The 18157-nt window shown below is 72.0% G+C and carries 18 protein-coding genes; 14 read left to right on the top strand and 4 right to left on the bottom strand.

Going from position 1 to position 18157, the window contains the following annotated elements; all coding sequences use genetic code 11:
* Positions 1 to 20: 20 nt before the first annotated feature.
* The 4 genes from leuC (at position 21) to ABZ562_RS14360 (ending at position 3134) form a co-directional block, all read left to right on the top strand.
* Positions 21 to 1451, top strand: a complete 1431-nt coding sequence (gene leuC / locus ABZ562_RS14375; protein ID WP_361478090.1) for a 3-isopropylmalate dehydratase large subunit — start codon at positions 21 to 23, stop codon at positions 1449 to 1451.
* A gap of 6 nt (positions 1452 to 1457) precedes the next feature.
* Positions 1458 to 2051: a 3-isopropylmalate dehydratase small subunit gene (leuD, locus tag ABZ562_RS14370; protein ID WP_361478087.1), complete on the top strand. Its 594-nt coding sequence runs from the start codon at positions 1458 to 1460 to the stop codon at positions 2049 to 2051.
* A gap of 124 nt (positions 2052 to 2175) precedes the next feature.
* Positions 2176 to 2421: a hypothetical protein gene (locus ABZ562_RS14365; RefSeq protein ID WP_055547333.1), complete on the top strand. Its 246-nt coding sequence runs from the start codon at positions 2176 to 2178 to the stop codon at positions 2419 to 2421.
* Between the two features lie 125 nt (positions 2422 to 2546).
* Positions 2547 to 3134 (top strand): HU family DNA-binding protein, encoded by a 588-nt coding sequence (locus ABZ562_RS14360; RefSeq protein ID WP_361478083.1) that lies wholly within the window; start codon positions 2547 to 2549, stop codon positions 3132 to 3134.
* Positions 3135 to 3233: 99 nt separating this feature from the next.
* Here the strand turns inward: ABZ562_RS14360 and ABZ562_RS14355 are convergent, their stop codons facing one another.
* Together ABZ562_RS14355 and cofC are read right to left on the bottom strand one after the other, a co-directional pair.
* Positions 3234 to 3437: a hypothetical protein gene (locus ABZ562_RS14355; protein WP_055547329.1), complete on the bottom strand. Its 204-nt coding sequence runs from the start codon at positions 3435 to 3437 to the stop codon at positions 3234 to 3236.
* A gap of 254 nt (positions 3438 to 3691) precedes the next feature.
* On the bottom strand, positions 3692 to 4339 hold the full coding sequence (gene cofC / locus ABZ562_RS14350; RefSeq protein ID WP_361478476.1) for a 2-phospho-L-lactate guanylyltransferase: 648 nt from the start codon (positions 4337 to 4339) through the stop codon (positions 3692 to 3694).
* A 172-nt stretch (positions 4340 to 4511) separates the two neighbouring features.
* Here cofC and ABZ562_RS14345 point away from each other — a divergent pair, with 172 nt between their 5' ends.
* From ABZ562_RS14345 to ABZ562_RS14335, 3 genes are read left to right on the top strand one after another with little or no spacing between them, the layout of a single operon-like run.
* Positions 4512 to 5288, top strand: coding sequence for a lysophospholipid acyltransferase family protein (locus ABZ562_RS14345; protein ID WP_361478079.1), 777 nt, complete (start codon positions 4512 to 4514; stop codon positions 5286 to 5288).
* Positions 5285 to 6286, top strand: a complete 1002-nt coding sequence (locus ABZ562_RS14340) for an NAD(P)H-dependent glycerol-3-phosphate dehydrogenase (RefSeq protein ID WP_361478076.1) — start codon at positions 5285 to 5287, stop codon at positions 6284 to 6286. Before ABZ562_RS14345 ends, ABZ562_RS14340 begins: the two co-directional genes overlap by 4 nt.
* A 34-nt stretch (positions 6287 to 6320) precedes the next feature.
* Positions 6321 to 7493 carry a D-alanine--D-alanine ligase family protein gene (locus ABZ562_RS14335; RefSeq protein ID WP_361478073.1) on the top strand — a complete coding sequence of 391 codons (1173 nt, stop codon included), beginning with the start codon at positions 6321 to 6323 and terminating at the stop codon, positions 7491 to 7493.
* Positions 7494 to 7812: 319 nt separating this feature from the next.
* Here the strand turns inward: ABZ562_RS14335 and ABZ562_RS14330 are convergent, their stop codons facing one another.
* A complete protein-coding gene (locus tag ABZ562_RS14330) occupies positions 7813 to 8046 on the bottom strand; it encodes an Lrp/AsnC ligand binding domain-containing protein (RefSeq protein ID WP_009714774.1) in 234 nt (77 codons plus the stop codon).
* A gap of 137 nt (positions 8047 to 8183) precedes the next feature.
* On the opposite strand from ABZ562_RS14330, the gene ABZ562_RS14325 reads away from it, so the two are divergent.
* Positions 8184 to 9152, top strand: coding sequence for a thiamine-phosphate kinase (locus tag ABZ562_RS14325; protein WP_055547317.1), 969 nt, complete (start codon positions 8184 to 8186; stop codon positions 9150 to 9152).
* 16 nt (positions 9153 to 9168) lie between these two features.
* Positions 9169 to 10020 (top strand): bifunctional hydroxymethylpyrimidine kinase/phosphomethylpyrimidine kinase, encoded by an 852-nt coding sequence (thiD, locus tag ABZ562_RS14320; protein WP_361478473.1) that lies wholly within the window; start codon positions 9169 to 9171, stop codon positions 10018 to 10020.
* 84 nt (positions 10021 to 10104) lie between these two features.
* Here thiD and rpmB read toward each other — a convergent pair whose 3' ends face one another.
* A complete protein-coding gene (gene rpmB / locus ABZ562_RS14315; RefSeq protein ID WP_009714771.1) occupies positions 10105 to 10290 on the bottom strand; it encodes a 50S ribosomal protein L28 in 186 nt (61 codons plus the stop codon).
* 284 nt (positions 10291 to 10574) lie between these two features.
* Here rpmB and ABZ562_RS14310 point away from each other — a divergent pair, with 284 nt between their 5' ends.
* The 5 genes from ABZ562_RS14310 to ABZ562_RS14290 all read left to right on the top strand — a co-directional run bounded on the left by ABZ562_RS14310 (position 10575) and on the right by ABZ562_RS14290 (position 18057).
* Positions 10575 to 12263: a DAK2 domain-containing protein gene (locus tag ABZ562_RS14310; RefSeq protein ID WP_361478069.1), complete on the top strand. Its 1689-nt coding sequence runs from the start codon at positions 10575 to 10577 to the stop codon at positions 12261 to 12263.
* 51 nt (positions 12264 to 12314) lie between these two features.
* A complete protein-coding gene (locus ABZ562_RS14305; RefSeq protein WP_361478066.1) occupies positions 12315 to 15575 on the top strand; it encodes a helicase-related protein in 3261 nt (1086 codons plus the stop codon).
* A 138-nt stretch (positions 15576 to 15713) separates the two neighbouring features.
* Complete coding sequence (gene rsmD, locus ABZ562_RS14300; protein ID WP_361478063.1) at positions 15714 to 16301, top strand: 16S rRNA (guanine(966)-N(2))-methyltransferase RsmD; 588 nt, start codon at positions 15714 to 15716, stop codon at positions 16299 to 16301.
* A complete protein-coding gene (gene coaD / locus ABZ562_RS14295; protein ID WP_079038193.1) occupies positions 16298 to 16807 on the top strand; it encodes a pantetheine-phosphate adenylyltransferase in 510 nt (169 codons plus the stop codon). The genes rsmD and coaD overlap by 4 nt, the downstream gene beginning before the upstream one ends.
* Before the next feature lie 107 nt (positions 16808 to 16914).
* Entirely contained in the window at positions 16915 to 18057 is a 1143-nt protein-coding gene (locus ABZ562_RS14290) for a cell division initiation protein (RefSeq protein ID WP_361478060.1), read from the top strand.
* Positions 18058 to 18157: the final 100 nt, after the last annotated feature.

The raw sequence follows: 18157 nt of genomic DNA, 5'->3' as shown, positions 1-18157 counted from the left end.
GGCCGGCCGGAGGGAAAGCGATGGGACGGACACTCGCGGAGAAGGTCTGGGACGACCATGTCGTCCGGCACGCCGATGGCGAGCCGGACCTCCTCTTCATCGATCTGCACCTGCTGCACGAGGTGACCAGCCCGCAGGCGTTCGACGGCCTCCGCAAGGCCGGGCGCCAGGTGCGCCGTACCGACCTCACCATCGCGACCGAGGATCACAACACCCCGACCCTCGACATCGACAAGCCGATCGCGGACCCCGTCTCCCGCACCCAGTTGGAGACGCTGCGCAAGAACTGCGCGGAGTTCGGGGTGCGTCTGCACCCGCTCGGCGACGTCGAGCAGGGCGTCGTCCACGTAGTGGGACCGCAGCTGGGACTGACCCAGCCCGGCACCACGGTGGTCTGCGGTGACAGCCACACCTCCACCCACGGCGCCTTCGGCGCGCTCGCGTTCGGCATCGGCACCAGCCAGGTCGAGCACGTGCTGGCCACCCAGACGCTGCCGCTCGCGCCGTTCAAGACCATGGCCGTCACCGTCGAGGGCGAGCTGCCCGAGAGCGTCACCGCCAAGGACCTGATCCTGGCGATCATCGCCCGCATCGGCACCGGCGGCGGCCAGGGCTTCGTGATCGAGTACCGCGGCGAGGCCATCGAGAAGCTTTCGATGGAGTCCCGGATGACCGTGTGCAACATGTCCATCGAGGCGGGCGCCCGGGCGGGCATGATCGCCCCGGACGAGACCACCTTCGCCTACCTCGAGGGCCGCCCGCACGCCCCGCAGGGCGAGGAGTGGGACGCGGCCGTCGCGTACTGGCGCACGCTGCGCAGCGACGACGACGCGGTGTTCGACCGCGAGGTGGTCATCGACGCCTCCGAGCTGGCCCCGTTCGTCACCTGGGGCACCAACCCCGGCCAGGGCGCGCCGCTGTCGGAGTCGGTGCCGGACCCGGCCGGCTTCGAGGACGCCAGTGAGCGGTTCGCCGCCGAGAAGGCCCTGGAGTACATGGGTCTGACGGCGGGTCAGCCGCTGCGCGACATCAAGGTGGACACCGTCTTCGTCGGCTCCTGCACCAACGGCCGCATCGAGGACCTGCGCTCCGCCGCCTCGATCCTGCAGGGCCGTTCGGTGGCCGACGGGGTGCGGATGCTGGTGGTCCCGGGCTCGGTGCGGGTGGCGCTGCAGGCCGTGGAGGAGGGGCTGGACAAGGTGTTCACCCAGGCCGGCGCCGAGTGGCGGCACGCGGGCTGCTCGATGTGTCTGGGCATGAACCCCGACCAGCTCGCCCCCGGTGAGCGCTCGGCGTCCACGTCCAACCGCAACTTCGAGGGCAGGCAGGGCAAGGGCGGCCGTACCCACCTGGTCTCGCCGCAGGTCGCCGCCGCCACCGCGGTGCTCGGCCATCTGGCCTCGCCCGCCGACCTGTCCGACGCCGACGTCACCGTTCCCGTGGGGGTCTGAGCAGCCATGGAAGCATTCACCACGCACACCGGCCGGGCCGTTCCGCTGCGCCGCAGCAACGTCGACACGGACCAGATCATCCCCGCGCACTGGCTCAAGAAGGTCACCCGCGACGGTTTCGAGGACGGGCTGTTCGAGGCCTGGCGCAAGGACCCGGAGTTCGTCCTCAACCGGCCCGAGTACAAGGGCGGGACGGTTCTGGTGGCCGGTCCGGACTTCGGCACCGGTTCCTCGCGCGAGCACGCGGTGTGGGCGCTGCAGAACTACGGCTTCAAGGCCGTGATCTCCTCGCGCTTCGCCGACATCTTCCGCGGCAACTCCCTCAAGAACGGGCTGCTGACCGTCGTCCTGCCGCAGGAGACCGTGGACCGGCTGTGGAAGCTGGTCGAGGCGGACCCCACCGCGGAGGTCACCGTGGACCTCGTCGACCGTCAGGTTCGAGCCGAGGGAATCACGGCTGATTTTGAGCTTGACGAGAACGCCCGGTGGCGACTCCTGGAGGGGCTGGATGACATCAGCCTCACCCTCAGGGAGGAGGCCGACATCGTCGCGTACGAGGCTCGCCGTCCCTCCTTCAAGCCCAGCACGACGGTGCTCTGACCCCCCGGTTTCCCCTGCACAGAGCGGGTTTGGCATGATGCGCCGCCAGTCCTCGGACTGGCGGCGCATCGTCATGTTGAGGCCCCGTGAAGCGACAACTCGCCTCAGATGGCACAATCAGTGCATGGAACGCGACGGCCAACTCGAGCTCTACGGTCTCGTCGCCGACCGGCTCAAGGAAGCGCACACAAGGGTGCGCACACTGCAAGTCCCGGAGGGCGTACGGATGGCGCTGTCCCGGAAGCTGCTGGTGATCACGGCAGCGGCGAAACACGATCTCGCAGACGCGGCAAGGCGTCTGGAGCGGTTGATGAACGACCTCGACGAGGGCCGTTTCCCCGAAGATCCCGACTCCGACCGAAGTCCATGACGACCGAGTGCGTTGCGGCACAAGGGTGATTAGCCCGTTTCGTGTTTGATTTGCGGTATATATCTGCCTAACGTGCGAAAAAGCTTGAACACATTCGTTCCGGCAATGTCTCCGAAGGGGAAGACGTGAACAAGGCGCAGCTCGTAGAAGCGATTGCAGACAAGGTCGGCGGACGACAGCAGGCCGCCGACGCGGTCGACGCGGTTCTGGACGCCATCGTCCGCGCGGTGGTCGGCGGGGATCGAGTTTCGGTCACCGGTTTCGGTTCGTTCGAGAAGGTGGAACGGCCCGCCCGGTACGCCCGTAACCCGCAGACCGGGGAGCGCGTCCGGGTCAAGAAGACCTCGGTGCCCCGTTTCCGCGCGGGCCAGGGTTTCAAGGACCTGGTGAGCGGTTCGAAGAAGCTGCCGCGAGGCGGCGAGGTGGCCGTGAAGAAGGCCCCCAAGGGCAGCCTCCAGGCGGCCGCGAAGAAGGCCGCGGCCAAGAAGGCCACCGCCAAGAAGGCGGCTCCGGCGAAGAAGACGACCGCCAAGAAGGCCGCCGCCAAGAAGGCGCCCGCGAAGAAGGCCCCGGCGACGAAGGCCACCGCCAAGAAGGCGGCTCCGGCGAAGAAGACGACCGCCAAGAAGGCCGCCGCGAAGAAGGCCCCGGCGCGCAAGACGACCGCGCGCAAGGCCCCCGCCAAGAAGTCCACCACCGCCAGGAAGCGCTAGTCGTCGCCGCGCAGCGGCACCGTTCACGCGCCGGGCCGGGCTCCGAAGAGGGAGCCCGGCCCGCGGTGCGTCACGGGCCCGGCACCCCCACCGGGGGTGTCAGAACGTCTGCAGGGTGACGAAGACGACGCGCCGCTCGGCGCCCTCGCCCGCCACCTCGATCCGCACCCGCTGTCCGGGCCGCAGCATCCGCAGCCCTCCGGCGTCGAACGCCGCCGCGTCGAAGGGCAGGGGAGTGCCGTCGTCGAGCAGCACACTGCCCGTACGGGCGTCCGGGTCGTAGGTGTAGGCCGTTCCCTGCATACCCGCCAGCCTAGTCCGCACCACCCGCCGCCTCCCTCCGGGGCACCCCTAGGGGGTGTCTTGTGCCGGGCTCCCGACGCCGCTGTGACATCAGCCGCTGCCGCGGCGGGCGGCATCTCGCGGCCCCGCGCTCGTCGCACGCAGCGCCGCCGCGCTCTCCTCACGCGGGTTGCGAGCCTCCCCCAGCTACCGCTGGGAGGTGCCCCCTGCACCAGACGCCGCTCGCTGATCCGGCCTGATCCACACGACACCCCCTATGTGCCGGGCAGCGGCGCGGCCCGCGGGGTGCCGCACAGCCGGGCCGTGTGGGCGCCCACGCCCAGTGCCAGCGCCGCCCGCAGATCCTCGCCGGTGTCCACGTCGCGGCGCACCGAATCGACCCCGGGCAGCTCGATCTCGTACGCCCCGGACGCCCGGTGCCGGGCCCGGGAGGCGCCCCCGAAGGCGGGGGCGAGGTCGATGCCCGGCGCCGCCGCGAGGAGGGTCGTGCCGACCCCCGCCGCGTCCGCCAGAAAGGCGCGTGGGAAGCCCGCGGCGGCTTCGAGTACCTGGTCGAGGTCGGCCGTCCGCAGCGCCGGGAGATCGGCGTTCAGCGCCGCCACGAAGGCCCCGGGGCGGTCCTCCCGGACCGCTCGGGCGCCGTGCGCGAGCGCCGCGTTCAGCCCGCGCCCCGGCGTATCGGGCAGGATCCGGGCGCCGAGGGCCGCCAGCTCGCTCCCGGCGAGCGGATCGTCGGTGACCACGGTCACCCCGCCGACGCTCCGGCCGGCCAGTGCCGCGCCCACCGTGTCCTTGGCGAACGCCAGCGCGAGACCCGGCCGGAGGGTGTCCCCCGCGGCGTCGGAGAGCCTGCTCTTCGCCCGTGACAGGGGCTTGAGCGGCACCACCAGCGTCCACAGCACACGGCTTGCGTTTCTTCCCACGGACCCCATTCTGGCCTGCTGCCCGGCTCGCACCGGACGTCGCGGGGTTACGGTGTCCTCGACAGACCGAGTACCTGGAGCGACACTTGTGCGGCTGCCCGGACGGCAGCAAGCTAGCAGGTCAGCAGGGTCCAAGAGGAGGATGTTCCGAGTGTCCGGCCGCAGAATCGGCTTCTGGTACCGCATGGCGGCGGTCATGGTGAAACCGCCACTGGTGGTTCTGTTCAAGCGGGACTGGCACGGAATGGAGCACATTCCCGCCGACGGCGGTTTTATCACCGCGATCAATCACAACTCGTATCTCGACCCGCTCTCCTACGCGCACTTCCAGTACAACAGCGGACGCGTGCCCCGCTTCCTCGCCAAGGCCGCCCTCTTCAAGGGCGGCTTCGTGGGCACCATGCTGCGCGGCACCGGCCAGATCCCCGTCTACCGCGAGTCGACCGACGCGGCCAACGCCTTCCGGGCCGCCGTCGACGCCATCAACAAGGGCGAGTGCGTGGCCTTCTACCCCGAGGGCACCCTGACCCGCGACCCCGACATGTGGCCGATGCGCGGCAAGACCGGCGCCGCCCGGGTCGCCCTGCTCACCAAGGCGCCGGTCATCCCGGTCGCCCAGTGGGGCGCCAACGAGGCCGTGCCGCCGTACGCCAAGGAGAAGAAGGTCCGGCTCTTCCCGCGCAAGACCCTCAAGGTGCACGCGGGCCCGCCGGTGGACCTGTCCGAGTACTACGGCCAGGAGCCCACCGCCGACGTGCTGCGGGCGGCCACCGACACCATCATGGCCGCGGTCACCGAACTCCTCGCCGAGGTCCGCGGCGAGCCGGTGCCCGCGCGGGCGCGCGAGGTCTCCGCCGACCGGCCGCACATCGCCGACCAGCCGCGCCCCGTGGCCGAGCGCCCCGCGGCCGAAGAGGAGAGCAAGTGACGCGCTGCGCCGTCTACGGCACCGGCTCCTGGGGCACCGCCTTCGCGATGGTGCTCGCCGACGCCGGCTGCGAGGTGACGCTGTGGGGCCGCCGGCCCGATGTCGTCGAGGCCATCAACACCGGCCGTACCAATCCCGACTACTTCCCCGGCATCCGCCTCCCCGACGGGGTGCGGGCCACCACCGACCCCGCCGAGGCCGCGCGCGACGCGGAGTTCACCGTCTTCTCCGTGCCCTCCCAGACGCTGCGCGGCAACCTCGCCGCATGGGCCCCGCTGCTGCCCGCCGACACCGTCCTGGTCTCCCTGATGAAGGGCGTCGAACTCGGCACCGCCAAGCGCATGAGCGAGGTCATCGCGGAGGTCGCCGACGCGCCCGCGGAGCGCGTCGCGGTGCTCACCGGCCCCAACCTCGCCAAGGAGATCGCCGCCCGGCAGCCCGCGGCCTCCGTGGTGGCCTGCCGGGACGAGGACGTGGCACGCCGCCTCCAGACCGCCTGCCACACCCCCTACTTCCGCCCGTACACCAACACCGACGTGGTGGGCTGCGAACTCGGCGGCGCGGTGAAGAACGTCATCGCGCTGGCCGTCGGCATCGCGGACGGCATGGGCCTCGGCGACAACGCCAAGGCGTCCCTCATCACCCGAGGGCTCGCCGAAACGACCCGGCTGGGCCTGGCGATGGGCGCCGACGCGCACACCTTCGCGGGCCTGGCGGGCATGGGCGACCTGGTCGCCACCTGCTCCTCGCCGCTGTCCCGCAACCACACCTTCGGCACCAACCTGGGCCGCGGCATGACCCTGGAGGAGACCATCGCGGTCACCCGGCAGACGGCGGAGGGCGTCAAATCGTGCGAGTCCGTACTGGACCTCGCCCGGCGCCACGACGTCGACATGCCGATCACGGAGACCGTGGTGGGCATCGTCCACGATGGCAAACAGCCGCTCGTCGCGCTCAAAGAGCTGATGTCGCGCAGCGCGAAGGCCGAGCGGCACTGACGTCGTCCGAACCGCAAGGTAACCTCAACGCGATATGAGCAGCCAGACTCCTTCCTCAAGCCCTGCCCCGGCTTCCTCCGCCGGTCAGCCGCGGAAGCCGCGCGTCGCCGTCGTCTTCGGCGGCCGCAGCTCCGAGCACGCCATTTCCGTGGTCACCGCGGGGGCCGTGCTGCGCGCCATCGACCGCGAGAAGTACGACGTGCTGCCGATCGGCATCACGGCGGACGGCCGTTGGGCGCTGACCGCCGACGCGCCCGAGCGGATGGCCATCGCGGACCGGCAGCTCCCGAGCGTCGAACGGCTCGCCGAGTCCGCGGAGGGGTCGGTCGTGCTGCCGGTCGACCCGGGCAGCCGCGAGGTCGTCTACAGCGAGCCGGGCGCGGTGCCCAAGGCGCTCGGCGACGTCGACGTCGTCTTCCCCATGCTCCACGGCCCGTACGGCGAGGACGGCACCCTCCAGGGGCTGCTGGAGCTGTCCGGCGTGCCCTATGTGGGCGCCGGGGTGCTGGCCTCCGCCGTCGGCATGGACAAGGAGTACATGAAGCGGGTGTTCGTCTCGTTCGGGCTGCCCGTCGGCCCGTACGAGGTGATCCGCCCCCGCGACTGGGAGCGGGACCCCGCCGCCGCCCGCGCCAGGATCACCGAGTTCGCCGGTGAGCACGGCTGGCCGGTCTTCGTGAAGCCCTCGCGGGCCGGCTCCTCCATCGGCATCACCAAGGTCGACGGCCCCGAGCAGCTGGACGAGGCCATCGAGACCGCCCGGCACCACGATCCGAAGGTCATCGTGGAGGCGCTGCTGCGCGGCCGCGAGATCGAGTGCGGGGTGCTGGAGTTCGAGGACGGCCCCCGGGCCAGCGTGCCCGCCGAGATCCCCCCGGTCTCCACCCACGACTTCTACGACTTCGAGGCCAAGTACATCGACGCGGCCCCCGGTGTCGTGCCCGCGCCGCTCACCGCGGAGCAGACCGAGCGGGTCCGGGAGCTGGCGGTGCGCGCGTTCGACGCGGTGTCCTGCGAGGGCCTGGTGCGCGCGGACTTCTTCCTGCTGGACAGCGGCGAGTTCGTGATCAACGAGATCAACACGATGCCCGGCTTCACCCCCATCTCCATGTACCCGCGCATGTGGCAGGAGAGCGGTGTGAGCTATCCGGAGCTGGTGGACCGGCTCATCCAGGCCGCGCTGCGCCGCTCCACGGGGCTGCGCTAGTGCCGCGTCAGTCAAGGTGTGCCCGGTAGCGAGGCGTCCTGGTGCGGTCAGATGCAAGGCGCCGGATCGGCCTCGCGGGGGCACCTCCCGGACGGAGTCTGGGGGCGGGCCTGCTCGGTCGATTCGGCAACGCCGCAGATGGCCGTGGCAGGGCGGCGAGCGGGGTGAACCTTGGCTGACGCGGCACTAGGTCCTGTCCGGTCGGCCCGCGTCCGTCACACGGGGCCCGCGAGGCCGATCAGCGGATCGGCCTCGCGGGCGTACGTCCCCGGCCATCGGTGTGCGGAACCCACCGGCCGAGCACGCGGGGAAGCGGGATTCAGATATGCACCACCGGGCAGGTGAGCGTGCGCGTGATCCCTTCCACTTGCTGGACTTTCGCGACCACCATGCGGCCGAGTTCGTCGACCGTCTCGGCCTGGGCGCGCACGATCACGTCGTACGGACCCGTGACGTCCTCGGCCTGTATCACTCCCGGGAGCTTGGCGATGACGTCGGCGACGGTCGAGGCCTTGCCGACCTCGGTCTGGATCAGGATGTACGCCTGTACCACGGAACCTCCAGGGCGGCTACGAGGATCATGTGGGGAGAAGGGACGCCACGGTACCGCGTCGCCACGCGGCGAGGGGAGACCCGCGCGGGGTGCGCGGCGCGGCGGGCACAGGGCCACGAGCACGAAGGGGCAATGCGATGAAGGGCACCGTGGGCGAGTTGGGGGAGTTCGGGCTCATCAGAGAGCTCACTTCCCGGCTCACCACCACCTCGGCGGTGAAGCTGGGGCCCGGTGACGACGCCGCGGTCGTGGCCGCACCGGACCGCAGGGTGGTGGCCAGTACGGACGTCCTGCTGGAGGGCAGGCACTTCCGCCGGGACTGGTCCACCGCCTATGACGTCGGCCGCAAGGCCGCCGCCCAGAACCTCGCGGACATCGCGGCCATGGGCGCGGTGCCGACCGCGCTGCTGCTGGGCCTGGTGGTGCCCGCGGATCTGCCGGTGACCTGGCCGGCCGAGATGATGGACGGGATCCGCGACGAATGCCAGGTGGCGGGCGCCGCGGTGGTCGGAGGCGACGTGGTGCGCGGGGACGCCATCACCATCGCCATCACCGCCCTGGGCGATCTGCGCAACCACGAACCGGTCACCCGATCCGGTGCCCGGCCGGGCGACGTTGTCGCCGTCACCGGCTGGCTGGGCTGGTCGGCCGCCGGGCACGCGGTGCTCTCGCGCGGCTTCCGCTCGCCGCGCGCCTTCGTCGAGGCGCACCGCCGCCCGGAGCCGCCGTACCACGCGGGACCGGCCGCCGCCGGACTGGGCGCGACCGCGATGACCGACGTCAGCGACGGGCTGGTGGCCGACCTCGGGCACATCGCCGAGGCGAGCCAGGTCCGTATCGATCTGCGCTCGGGGGACATCGACATCCCCTCCCAGATGTCGGACATCGGGCAGGCGGTGGGCGTCGACCCGATCCTGTGGGTGCTCAGCGGGGGAGAGGACCACGCGATCGTGGCCACCTTCCCTTCGGACGTGAAGCTGCCCGCCCGCTGGAAGGTGATCGGCGAGGTGCTCAACCCGTCGGCGCTGCCGCAGGTGACGGTCGACGGGGCGCCCTGGGTGCACGCGGGCTGGGACCATTTCGGGGATGACCAGGGCGCCGAGTAGATTCGGCCACATGGCCATGTCTACCGATGACCCCCGCGCGCCCGGCGCACCCCGCGTCCCCCGTGACCACCGGGTGCCCGTCCGCGTCCTCACCGTCGCCGGGTCGGACTCCGGCGGCGGTGCGGGCATCCAGGCCGACCTGAAGACGATGCTGGCCCTGGGCGCGCACGGGATGAGCGTGCTCACCGCGGTGACGGCGCAGAACTCCCAGGGCGTCCAGGGCGCCTGGGAGCTGCCCGCCGAGGCGGTCCGCGCCCAGTTCCGCAGCGTCGTGGACGACATCGGCGTCCAGGCGGTCAAGACGGGCATGCTGGCCACCACCGAGCTGGTCGAGACCGTCGCCGGGCTGCTGGCGGGGCTGCCCGCCCCCGTGGTCGTCGACCCGGTCGGGGTCTCCAAGCACGGCGACCCGCTGCTGGCCGCCGAGGCGCTGGACGCGGTCCGCACCAAGCTGCTGCCCACCGCCACCGTCGCCACCCCCAACCTGGACGAGGTGGCCCAGCTGACCGGCATCCGGGTCGGTTCGGAGGGCGATCTGCGGCGGGCGGCGCGCGCGGTGCTGGACTTCGGCCCGCGCTGGGCGCTGATCAAGGGCGGCCATCTGCCGGGCGACGCGGTGGACCTGCTCACCGACGGCACCGAGGAGCACTGGCTGCGGGCGCCCCGCCACGACAACCGCCACACCCATGGCACCGGCTGCACCCTCGCCTCGGCGATCGCCACCTACCTCGCGGGCGGCATAGCGGTCCCGGAGGCCGTCACGGCGGCCAAGGAGTACGTCACGGGCGCGATCGCCTCGGGCTTCCCCCTGGGCGCGGGCATCGGCCCGGTCGACCACGGCTGGCTGACCGCCCCGCCCGGTCCGTAGCGGAGCATGCGTAAAGGCCGGTCCACGTCATGGTGGACCGGCCTCGGCAACCGGAATCCCGCTCGCGCGGGGGAAGGCGTGCGCCTAGCGCGAGACCTTGCCGGCCTTGATGCACGAGGTGCAGACGTTGAGCCGCTTCGGGGTCCGACCGACCACAGCGCGCACCGTCTGGATGTTGGGGTTCCAACGACGGCGGGTGCGGCGGTGCGAGTGCGAGATGTTGTTGCCGAAGCCCGGCCCCTTGCCGCAGACGTCGCAGTTGGCAGCCACGGGTTACTCCAAAGACGGGTCAGCCTCGCTTCCCGCGAGGAGACAGAAACTTATCGGGAACCCCGGCGTAGCCAGGATCATGGAAGACCGGCGGCGCCAGGGGGAATAGCCCGACTCTCATCGGGCAACCGGAGCAGCATACAACGGCCACTCCCGCACAACGAAACTATCATGGCTGCCCCAGCACCCGCGGTGGGCGCCGACTAGCCTGCGATGACGCGATGCCCGACCCGTTCCCGTCCCCGTCCCCTGAGACATCCCTCACCGTCCCGAGGAGAACGTACGTGCCGCACACGCTCGACGCCGATGCGGTACGGATCTGGTGCGGGCTCGCGCTGGACGCGCTGGGCCGGGCCCGCGAGGACATCGACGCGATCAACGTCTATCCGGTCGCGGACGGCGACACCGGCACCAATCTGTATCTGACCGTCGAGTCCGCCGCCCAGGCCGTCGACGCCGCCTTCGAGCGCCACCCCGCCTCGGCCGGTGCCGCCCGCCCCAGCCTCGCCGACGTGGTGCGCGCCATGGCCCACGGCGCCCTGATCGGCGCGCGCGGCAACTCCGGCACCATCCTGGCCCAGCTGCTGCGCGGCATGGCGGACGTGCTGGCCGAGGGGGACCGTACGGCGGGCGGCGACGAGGCGGACGGACTGCGGCGGGCGCTGCGGCGCGCCGTCGACCTCGCCTACCTCGCCGTCGCGCACCCCGTCGAGGGGACCGTGCTGACCGTGGCCGTGGCCGCGGCGGAGGGCGCGGAGCGGGCCACCGGGGACGTCGGCGCGGTGGCGCGCGCGGCCTGCGAAGGGGCGCGCGCCGCGCTCCAGGCGACCCCGGGGCAGCTCGACGTCCTGGCCCGCGCGGGCGTCGTCGACGCGGGCGGCTACGGCCTGGTCACGGTGTTGGGCGGGCTCGCCGAGGCGCTGTCCGGCGAGCCCCCGGCGGCGCCGCCCGCGGCCCCCGCCATCCCCGCGCCCGCCGGGGAGACCGCCGGGGCCGGGCCGGTGGACTGTTCCGCCGACGGACCCGCGTTCGAGGTGATCTACCTCCTGGAAGCCGGTGACGGCGCCGTCGCGGCCTTGCGCGAGCGGCTGGACGCACTCGGTGACTCGCTCGTGATCGTCGGCGGCGACGGACTGTGGAACGTCCACGTCCATGTGGACGACGCGGGCGCCGCGGTGGAGGCGGGCATCCAGGCCGGCCGCCCGTACCGCATCCGCATCACCCACTTCGGCGCCCCCGCCGAGCGCCGCCCCGCCGCCCCGGAGCCGGACCGCCCCGAGCGGCGGCCGGACGGGCCGTCCGGCGAGCGCGCGACCCGCGCCGTCGTCGCCGTCGTCCCCGGCGACGGCCTCGCCGCGCTGTGCGCCGAGGCCGGGGCCACCGTGGTCGCCACCGACCCCGGGAAGCCGCCCGGCGGCAGCGAACTGGCCGAGGCGATCCGGCGGGCCCACGCCCGCGAGGTGGTGCTGCTGCCCAACGACGCCGGGCTGCGCCACCCGGCCGCGGCCGCCGCCGCGCAGGCCCGCGCCGAGGGCGTGCGGGTCGCCGTCATCCCCACCCGCTCCCCGGTCCAGGGCATCGCCGCGCTCGCCGTGCACGAGCCCGCCCGCAGCTTCGACGAGGACGTCGTCGCGATGACCTCCGCCGCGGGCGCCACCCGCTGCGCCGAACTGGCCGTCGCCGAGCACCGGTCCTGGACCATGGCCGGGGTCTGCCAGGCCGGGGACGTCCTGGGCCTGATCGACGGCGATGTGGCGGTGATCGGCGCCGAGCTGGCCCCGACCGCCGAGACGGTCCTGGACCGGATGCTGGCCGCGGGCGGGGAGATGGTCACGCTGGTGCTCGGCGCGGACCTCCCGGACGAGATCGCCGAGCGGCTGGAGCGGCACGTACGGGAGGGCCACTTCGCCGTCGACACGGTCGTCTACCGGGGCGGCCAGCCCTCCGCGCCGCTGATCATAGGCGTCGAATGATCCCGGGCATGACCCGGTGAATGCCCCCGCTTGTCGGTGGCGTGGTGTGCAATGGACTGCGTGCCCGTGCTGGATGAACCCCTGAAGAAAGTCCTCGGCGGCAACACCGCGAAGGTGATGGCCGAGCACCTCGGCCTGCACACGGTCGGCGACCTGCTGCACCACTACCCGCGGCGGTACGCGGAGCGCGGCGAGCTGACGCGCCTGTCCGATCTGCCCCTGGACGAGCATGTGACCGTCGTCGCGCAGGTCGCGGACGCCCGCGTGCACAAGTTCAACAGCGGCCGGGGCCAGCGGCTGGAGGTCACCATCACCGACGGCGGCGGCCGCCTCCAGCTCGTCTTCTTCGGCAAGGGCGTCCACAAGCCGCGCGCGGAGCTGCTGCCCGGCAGCCGCGCCCTGTTCGCCGGGAAGGTCTCGGTCTTCAACCACAAGCGGCAGCTGGCGCACCCCGAGTACAAGCTGCTGCGCCCGGACAGCGGCTCGGAGGCCGTGGAGGCGTTCGCCAACCAGCTGCTGCCGCTGTATCCGGCCTGCAAGCAGATGGAGTCCTGGCAGATCCAGCAGGCCGTCGACACCGTCCTGGGCCCGGCGGGCCGGGAGGACGCCGCGCTGGCCGGGCTGATCGACCCGCTGCCCGAAAGCCTCCGCGAGGGCCGCGGCCTGGCCACGCTGCCCGATGCGCTGCGGAGCATCCACCGGCCGCGCACCAAGGCCGACATCGCCGCGGCGCGCGACCGGCTCAAGTGGGACGAGGCGTTCGTCCTGCAGGTCGCCCTCGCCCGCCGCCGCCAGGCCGACGCGACGGCGCCCGCCGCGCCCCGCAGGCCGGTGGAAGGCGGCCTGCTGGACGCCTTCGACGCCCGGCTGCCGTTCACCCTCACCGAGGGCCAGCGGAAGGTCAGCGCCGAGATCTTCGCCGACCTGGCCACCGACCACCCCATGCACCGGCTGCTCCAGGGCGAGGTCGGATCCGGCAAGGCGCAGCCGCTCGACTCCCTGGTGCTGACGCCGCGGGGCTACCGGCCGATGGGAGACATGGCCCCGGGTGACGAGGTGGTGGTGCCCTCCGGGGACCGTGCGGTCATCGACGGGGTCTTTCCTCAGGGTGAGCGCGACGTATGGCGCTTGGTCCTGTCGGACGGGACCAGTGTCGAATGCGACGACGAGCACCTGTGGATCGTGGGGACGAGCTGTGCCTGGGCTCGTGGGCAGGAGCCCAAAGTGATGTCGACCCGTGACATCAGGGGCGACCTGTTCGAGGCCAATGGGTCGCCCAAGTGGTACCTCCCCGTCGCGCAGCCGACCGACCTTGAGGACAGTACGGATCTTTCGCTCGACCCCTATTTTCTCGGCCTTCTCCTCGGGGATGGCTCGTTCCGTCACAATCTGCGACTCTCCAGCGCTGATGCCGAAATCGTCCAAGCGGCAACGGAGGCCATGGCTCCGGATTGTGGGCTCGTTCCGGTGCCCGGTTCGCGCTGCGACTACACGATCCAGATGTCCGTGCCCAAGGGGGGCACTCGGAGAAACCCGGTGATTCAAGCGCTGCGGGGCTTCGGGCTCTGGGGTGTCACGTCGCACGAGAAATTCGTTCCGGCCGCCTACAAGAACGCAACGATCAAGGATCGACTCGCGCTGCTCCAGGGTCTGATGGACACGGAAGGTACCGTGCGGTCGGACGGCCTGGACGTCTCGTACTGCTCCGCGTCGCGTCAACTGGCCGATGATGTGGCGTGGCTGGTGCGCTCCCTCGGCGGCCGCGCCAGGGTCCTGCCAAAGAGCGCGGCCTTCGTCGTCTCCGTCGCATTGCCCGACGCGTACGTGCCCTTCAGGCTGACCAGAAAGGCGGCACGCCTCCGGGGGCGGCCGAAGTACAACACCTTCCGGCGCGGAATCAGGGCCGTGGAGTACGTCGGCCGCAAACCGGTCCAGTGCATCAGCGTTGCTCACCCGAGCCATGCCTACGTCACGGACCACTTCACGGTGACCCACAACACCATGGTCGCCCTGCGCGCGATGCTCGGCGTCGTCGACGCCGGGGGACAGGCGGCGATGCTCGCGCCGACCGAGGTCCTGGCCCAGCAGCACCACCGGTCGATCACCGAGATGATGGGCGAGCTGGCCGAAGGGGGCATGCTCGGCGGCGCCGAGCAGGGCACCAAGGTCGTGCTGCTCACCGGCTCGATGGGGGCCGCCGCCCGCCGCCAGGCGCTGCTGGACCTGGTCACCGGCGAGGCCGGGATCGTGATCGGCACCCACGCCCTGATCGAGGACAAGGTCCAGTTCCACGACCTGGGCCTGGTGGTGGTCGACGAGCAGCACCGCTTCGGGGTCGAGCAGCGCGACGCCCTGCGCTCCAAGGGCAAGCAGCCCCCGCATCTGCTGGTGATGACGGCCACCCCGATTCCGCGGACCGTCGCCATGACCGTCTTCGGCGACCTGGAGACCTCCGTCCTGGACCAGCTGCCGTCCGGCCGTTCCCCGATCGCCTCCCATGTGGTGCCCGCCAAGGACAAGCCGCACTTCCTGGCCCGGGCCTGGGAGCGGGTGCGGGAGGAGGTGGCGGGCGGACACCAGGCGTATGTGGTGTGCCCGCGCATCGGAGACGAGGAGGACGAGGAGAAGGCGGCCAAGGCCGCGAAGAAGAAGACGTCCGAGGACAAGGAGAAGAGCGCCGAGGACGAGGCGGAGAAGCGCCCGCCGCTCGCGGTCCTCGACGTCGCCGGCAAGCTCGCCGCGGGCCCGCTGAGCGATCTGCGGGTGGAGGTGCTGCACGGCCGGATGGCGCCGGAGGCCAAGGACGAGGTGATGCGCCGCTTCGCCGCGGGCGGGGTGGACGTGCTGGTCGCCACGACCGTCATCGAGGTGGGCGTCAACGTGCCCAACGCCACCGCCATGGTGATCATGGACGCCGACCGGTTCGGCGTCTCCCAGCTGCACCAGCTGCGCGGCCGGGTCGGGCGGGGCTCGGCCCCGGGGCTGTGCCTGCTGGTGACCGAGATGCCCGAGGCGAGCCCCGCCCGGGTGCGGCTCGGCGCGGTCGCCGCCACGCTCGACGGCTTCGAGCTGTCCCGGATCGACCTGGAGCAGCGCCGCGAGGGCGATGTGCTCGGCCAGGCCCAGTCCGGCGTCCGCTCCTCGCTGCGGGTGCTCGCCGTCATCGACGACGAGGAGGTCATCGCCGCCGCCCGGGAGGAGGCCACCGCGATCGTCACGGCCGACCCCGAGCTGACCGGCTACCCGGAGCTGCGCACCGCGCTGGACGTCCTGCTGGACAAGGAGCGGGAGGAATTCCTCGACAAGGGATGAGCCGGCGCCGCCCCGCGGGGGTCCCGAGCGGCGCGGACGCCATATCGTGGAGGGGCGGCGGCCCGACGTACCGCCCGCCGCCGCCCCGAGCACCGCGACCACCACCGTGACGACCACCGCGAAGGACTGCCAACACCCATGACCCGCGTGATCGCCGGAGCGGCCGGCGGACGCCGCCTGGCCGTGCCGCCGGGAAACGGCACCCGACCCACCTCGGACCGGGCGCGCGAGGGCCTGTTCTCCACCTGGGAGTCGCTGCTCGGCTCGCTGAGCGGGGCCCGGGTCCTCGATCTGTACGGCGGCTCCGGCGCGGTCGGCCTGGAGGCGCTGTCCCGGGGCGCGGCCCATGTGCTGCTGGTCGAGTCGGACGCGCGCGCCGCCCGCACCATCCGGGAGAACATCCGGGTGCTGGGGCTGCCCGGCGCGGAGCTGCGGACCGCGAAGGCCGCGGTGACCGTCGGCGGCCCGCCCCCGGCCACCGGACCGTACGACGTCGTCTTCCTGGACCCGCCCTACGCCGTCACCGACGACGATCTCCGCGAGATCCTGCTCACACTCCGTGGCAAAGGCTGGCTCGCGCCCGACGCGCTGGCCACCGTGGAGCGCAGCACCAGAGGCGGGGAGTTCGGGTGGCCGGCCGGTTTCGAGGGACTGCGGTCCCGTCGCTACGGCGAGGGCACGCTTTGGTACGGTCGCGCCGCCTCGACGTGCGACAACGCGTCATGACCGGACCCGAGAGCGAGGAACTTCCGTTGCGCCGCGCCGTCTGTCCGGGGTCCTTCGACCCCGTCACCAATGGGCACCTGGACATCATCGCCCGAGCGTCCAAGCTGTACGACGTCGTCCACGTCGCCGTGATGATCAACAAGTCCAAGCAGGGGCTGTTCACGGTGGAGGAGCGGATGGATCTGCTCCGCCAAACCACCGCCGAGTACGGCAATGTCGAGGTGGAGTCCTTCCACGGGCTGCTCGTGGACTTCTGCAAGCAGCGCGACATCCCCGCCATCGTCAAGGGGCTGCGGGCCGTCAGCGACTTCGACTACGAGCTGCAGATGGCCCAGATGAACAACGGCCTGTCGGGCGTGGAGACCCTCTTCGTGCCCACCAACCCCACCTACAGCTTCCTCTCCTCCAGCCTGGTCAAGGAGGTCGCGGCCTGGGGCGGCGACATCTCGCACCTGGTGCCGCCGCTCGTCCTGGAGGCCCTGGCCGACCGGCTCCGGCGGAAGTGACCGCGGACTGAGGGCTGACGGCGCGTCAGCGGGTGTCGGGCAGGCGCCCGCTGGCCGTACAGTCGGTCCCGTCTCATCCCTTCCGACTCAGACTGCGAGCACCCAAGGTGGACGTGCAGAAGAAGCTCGACGAGATCGTGAGCGCCGTCGGCAGCGCCCGGGGAATGCCCATGTCGGCCTCGTGCGTGGTCAACCGCGCCGAGCTGCTCGCCATGCTCGAAGAGGTGCGCGCCGCGCTCCCCGACTCCCTCGCCCATGCCGAGGAGCTGATCGGCGGGCGGGACCGGATGGTGGACGACGCCCGCCAGGAGGCGACGCGGATCGTCGAGGCCGCGCACGCCGAGCGCGCCCGGCTGATCTCGGAGACCGAGGTGGCCCGCACGTCCCAGGAGGAGGCCGACCGGATCCTCGGGGAGGCCCGCCGGGAGGCCGAGGAGATCCGCGCCGAGGCCGACGACTACGTCGACAGCAAGCTCGCCAACTTCGAGGTCGTGCTGACCAAGACCATCGGTTCGGTGGACCGCGGCCGCGACAAGCTGCTCGGCCGCACGCCCGGCGGCGACGGCATGGACGACGAGCCGGAGCGCAGCGCCGATCCGCAGATCCTGCGGCAGCGCGCCGACGAGTACGTGGACACCAAGCTGGGGGCCGTCTCCGCGGTCCTCGGCAAGACCCTTGAGGCGGTCGGCCGGGGCCGGCAGAAGCTGCTCGGCTCCCGCCCGGCCGATGAGCTGGGCGCCCACATGGCGGCCCAGGACGCGACCGCCCAGGCCCTGCGGACCAGCGACGACGACTACTACGCGGAGCTGGCCCAGTCCCAGGACGCCCTCGTGCGGCCCGCCGCCGCGCAGCCGCCCGTCGTCCAGCCCGCGGCCGTCCAGCCCGCGGCGATGGATCCGGCGGCGATGGACCCCGCCGCGATGGACCCGGCGGCGGCCGACGCCGGTTACTACGCCGCCGCGGGCTACCAGCAGCAGGACGCGTACGGCTATCAGCAGCAGGGCTACGTACAACAGCCCGACCCCTACGGCCAGCAGGCCGGTTATCCGCAGCAGAACGGCTACCAGCAGCAGGACGCCTACGGCTGGCAGCAGCCCCAGGGCTACGACCCGAACGGCTACGCCCAGCAGCCCCCGCAGCAGCCCCCGTACTCCCCGCAGCAGCCGGGCGCCGCGCTCGACGAGACCAGCCTGTTCGACACGAGCATGATCGACCTCGATCAGCTGCGCCAGTACGAGCAGGGGCGCTAGAGCGGCGCCGGAACCCGATTGGGCCTGGGGCGGCCCGTCCAGTATCCTGGCTCTTCGGTCGCGCGTACGTCCGCGATCTCGGCTGCCCGCTTCAAGTCCG

This window comes from Streptomyces sp. NPDC019937 (genome assembly GCF_040631655.1).
Lineage (GTDB): Bacteria > Actinomycetota > Actinomycetes > Streptomycetales > Streptomycetaceae > Streptomyces.
Note: the sequence above shows the minus strand (reverse complement) of the source record. Positions and strands in the feature narration are given on the sequence as shown.

Bases quoted from the DNA above. Each gene is read 5' to 3' on its own strand.
- ABZ562_RS14335 (WP_361478073.1), top strand. From the start codon at position 6,321: ATGAGCAGCCAGACTCCTTCCTCAAGCCCTGCCCCGGCTTCCTCCGCC.
- ABZ562_RS14305 (WP_361478066.1), top strand. From the start codon at position 12,315: ATGGACTGCGTGCCCGTGCTGGATGAACCCCTGAAGAAAGTCCTCGGC.
- ABZ562_RS14325 (WP_055547317.1), top strand. From the start codon at position 8,184: ATGAAGGGCACCGTGGGCGAGTTGGGGGAGTTCGGGCTCATCAGAGAG.
- ABZ562_RS14355 (WP_055547329.1), bottom strand. From the start codon at position 3,437: ATGCAGGGAACGGCCTACACCTACGACCCGGACGCCCGTACGGGCAGT.
- rsmD (WP_361478063.1), top strand. From the start codon at position 15,714: ATGACCCGCGTGATCGCCGGAGCGGCCGGCGGACGCCGCCTGGCCGTG.
- leuD (WP_361478087.1), top strand. From the start codon at position 1,458: ATGGAAGCATTCACCACGCACACCGGCCGGGCCGTTCCGCTGCGCCGC.
- coaD (WP_079038193.1), top strand. From the start codon at position 16,298: ATGACCGGACCCGAGAGCGAGGAACTTCCGTTGCGCCGCGCCGTCTGT.
- ABZ562_RS14365 (WP_055547333.1), top strand. From the start codon at position 2,176: ATGGAACGCGACGGCCAACTCGAGCTCTACGGTCTCGTCGCCGACCGG.
- leuC (WP_361478090.1), top strand. From the start codon at position 21: ATGGGACGGACACTCGCGGAGAAGGTCTGGGACGACCATGTCGTCCGG.
- thiD (WP_361478473.1), top strand. From the start codon at position 9,169: ATGTCTACCGATGACCCCCGCGCGCCCGGCGCACCCCGCGTCCCCCGT.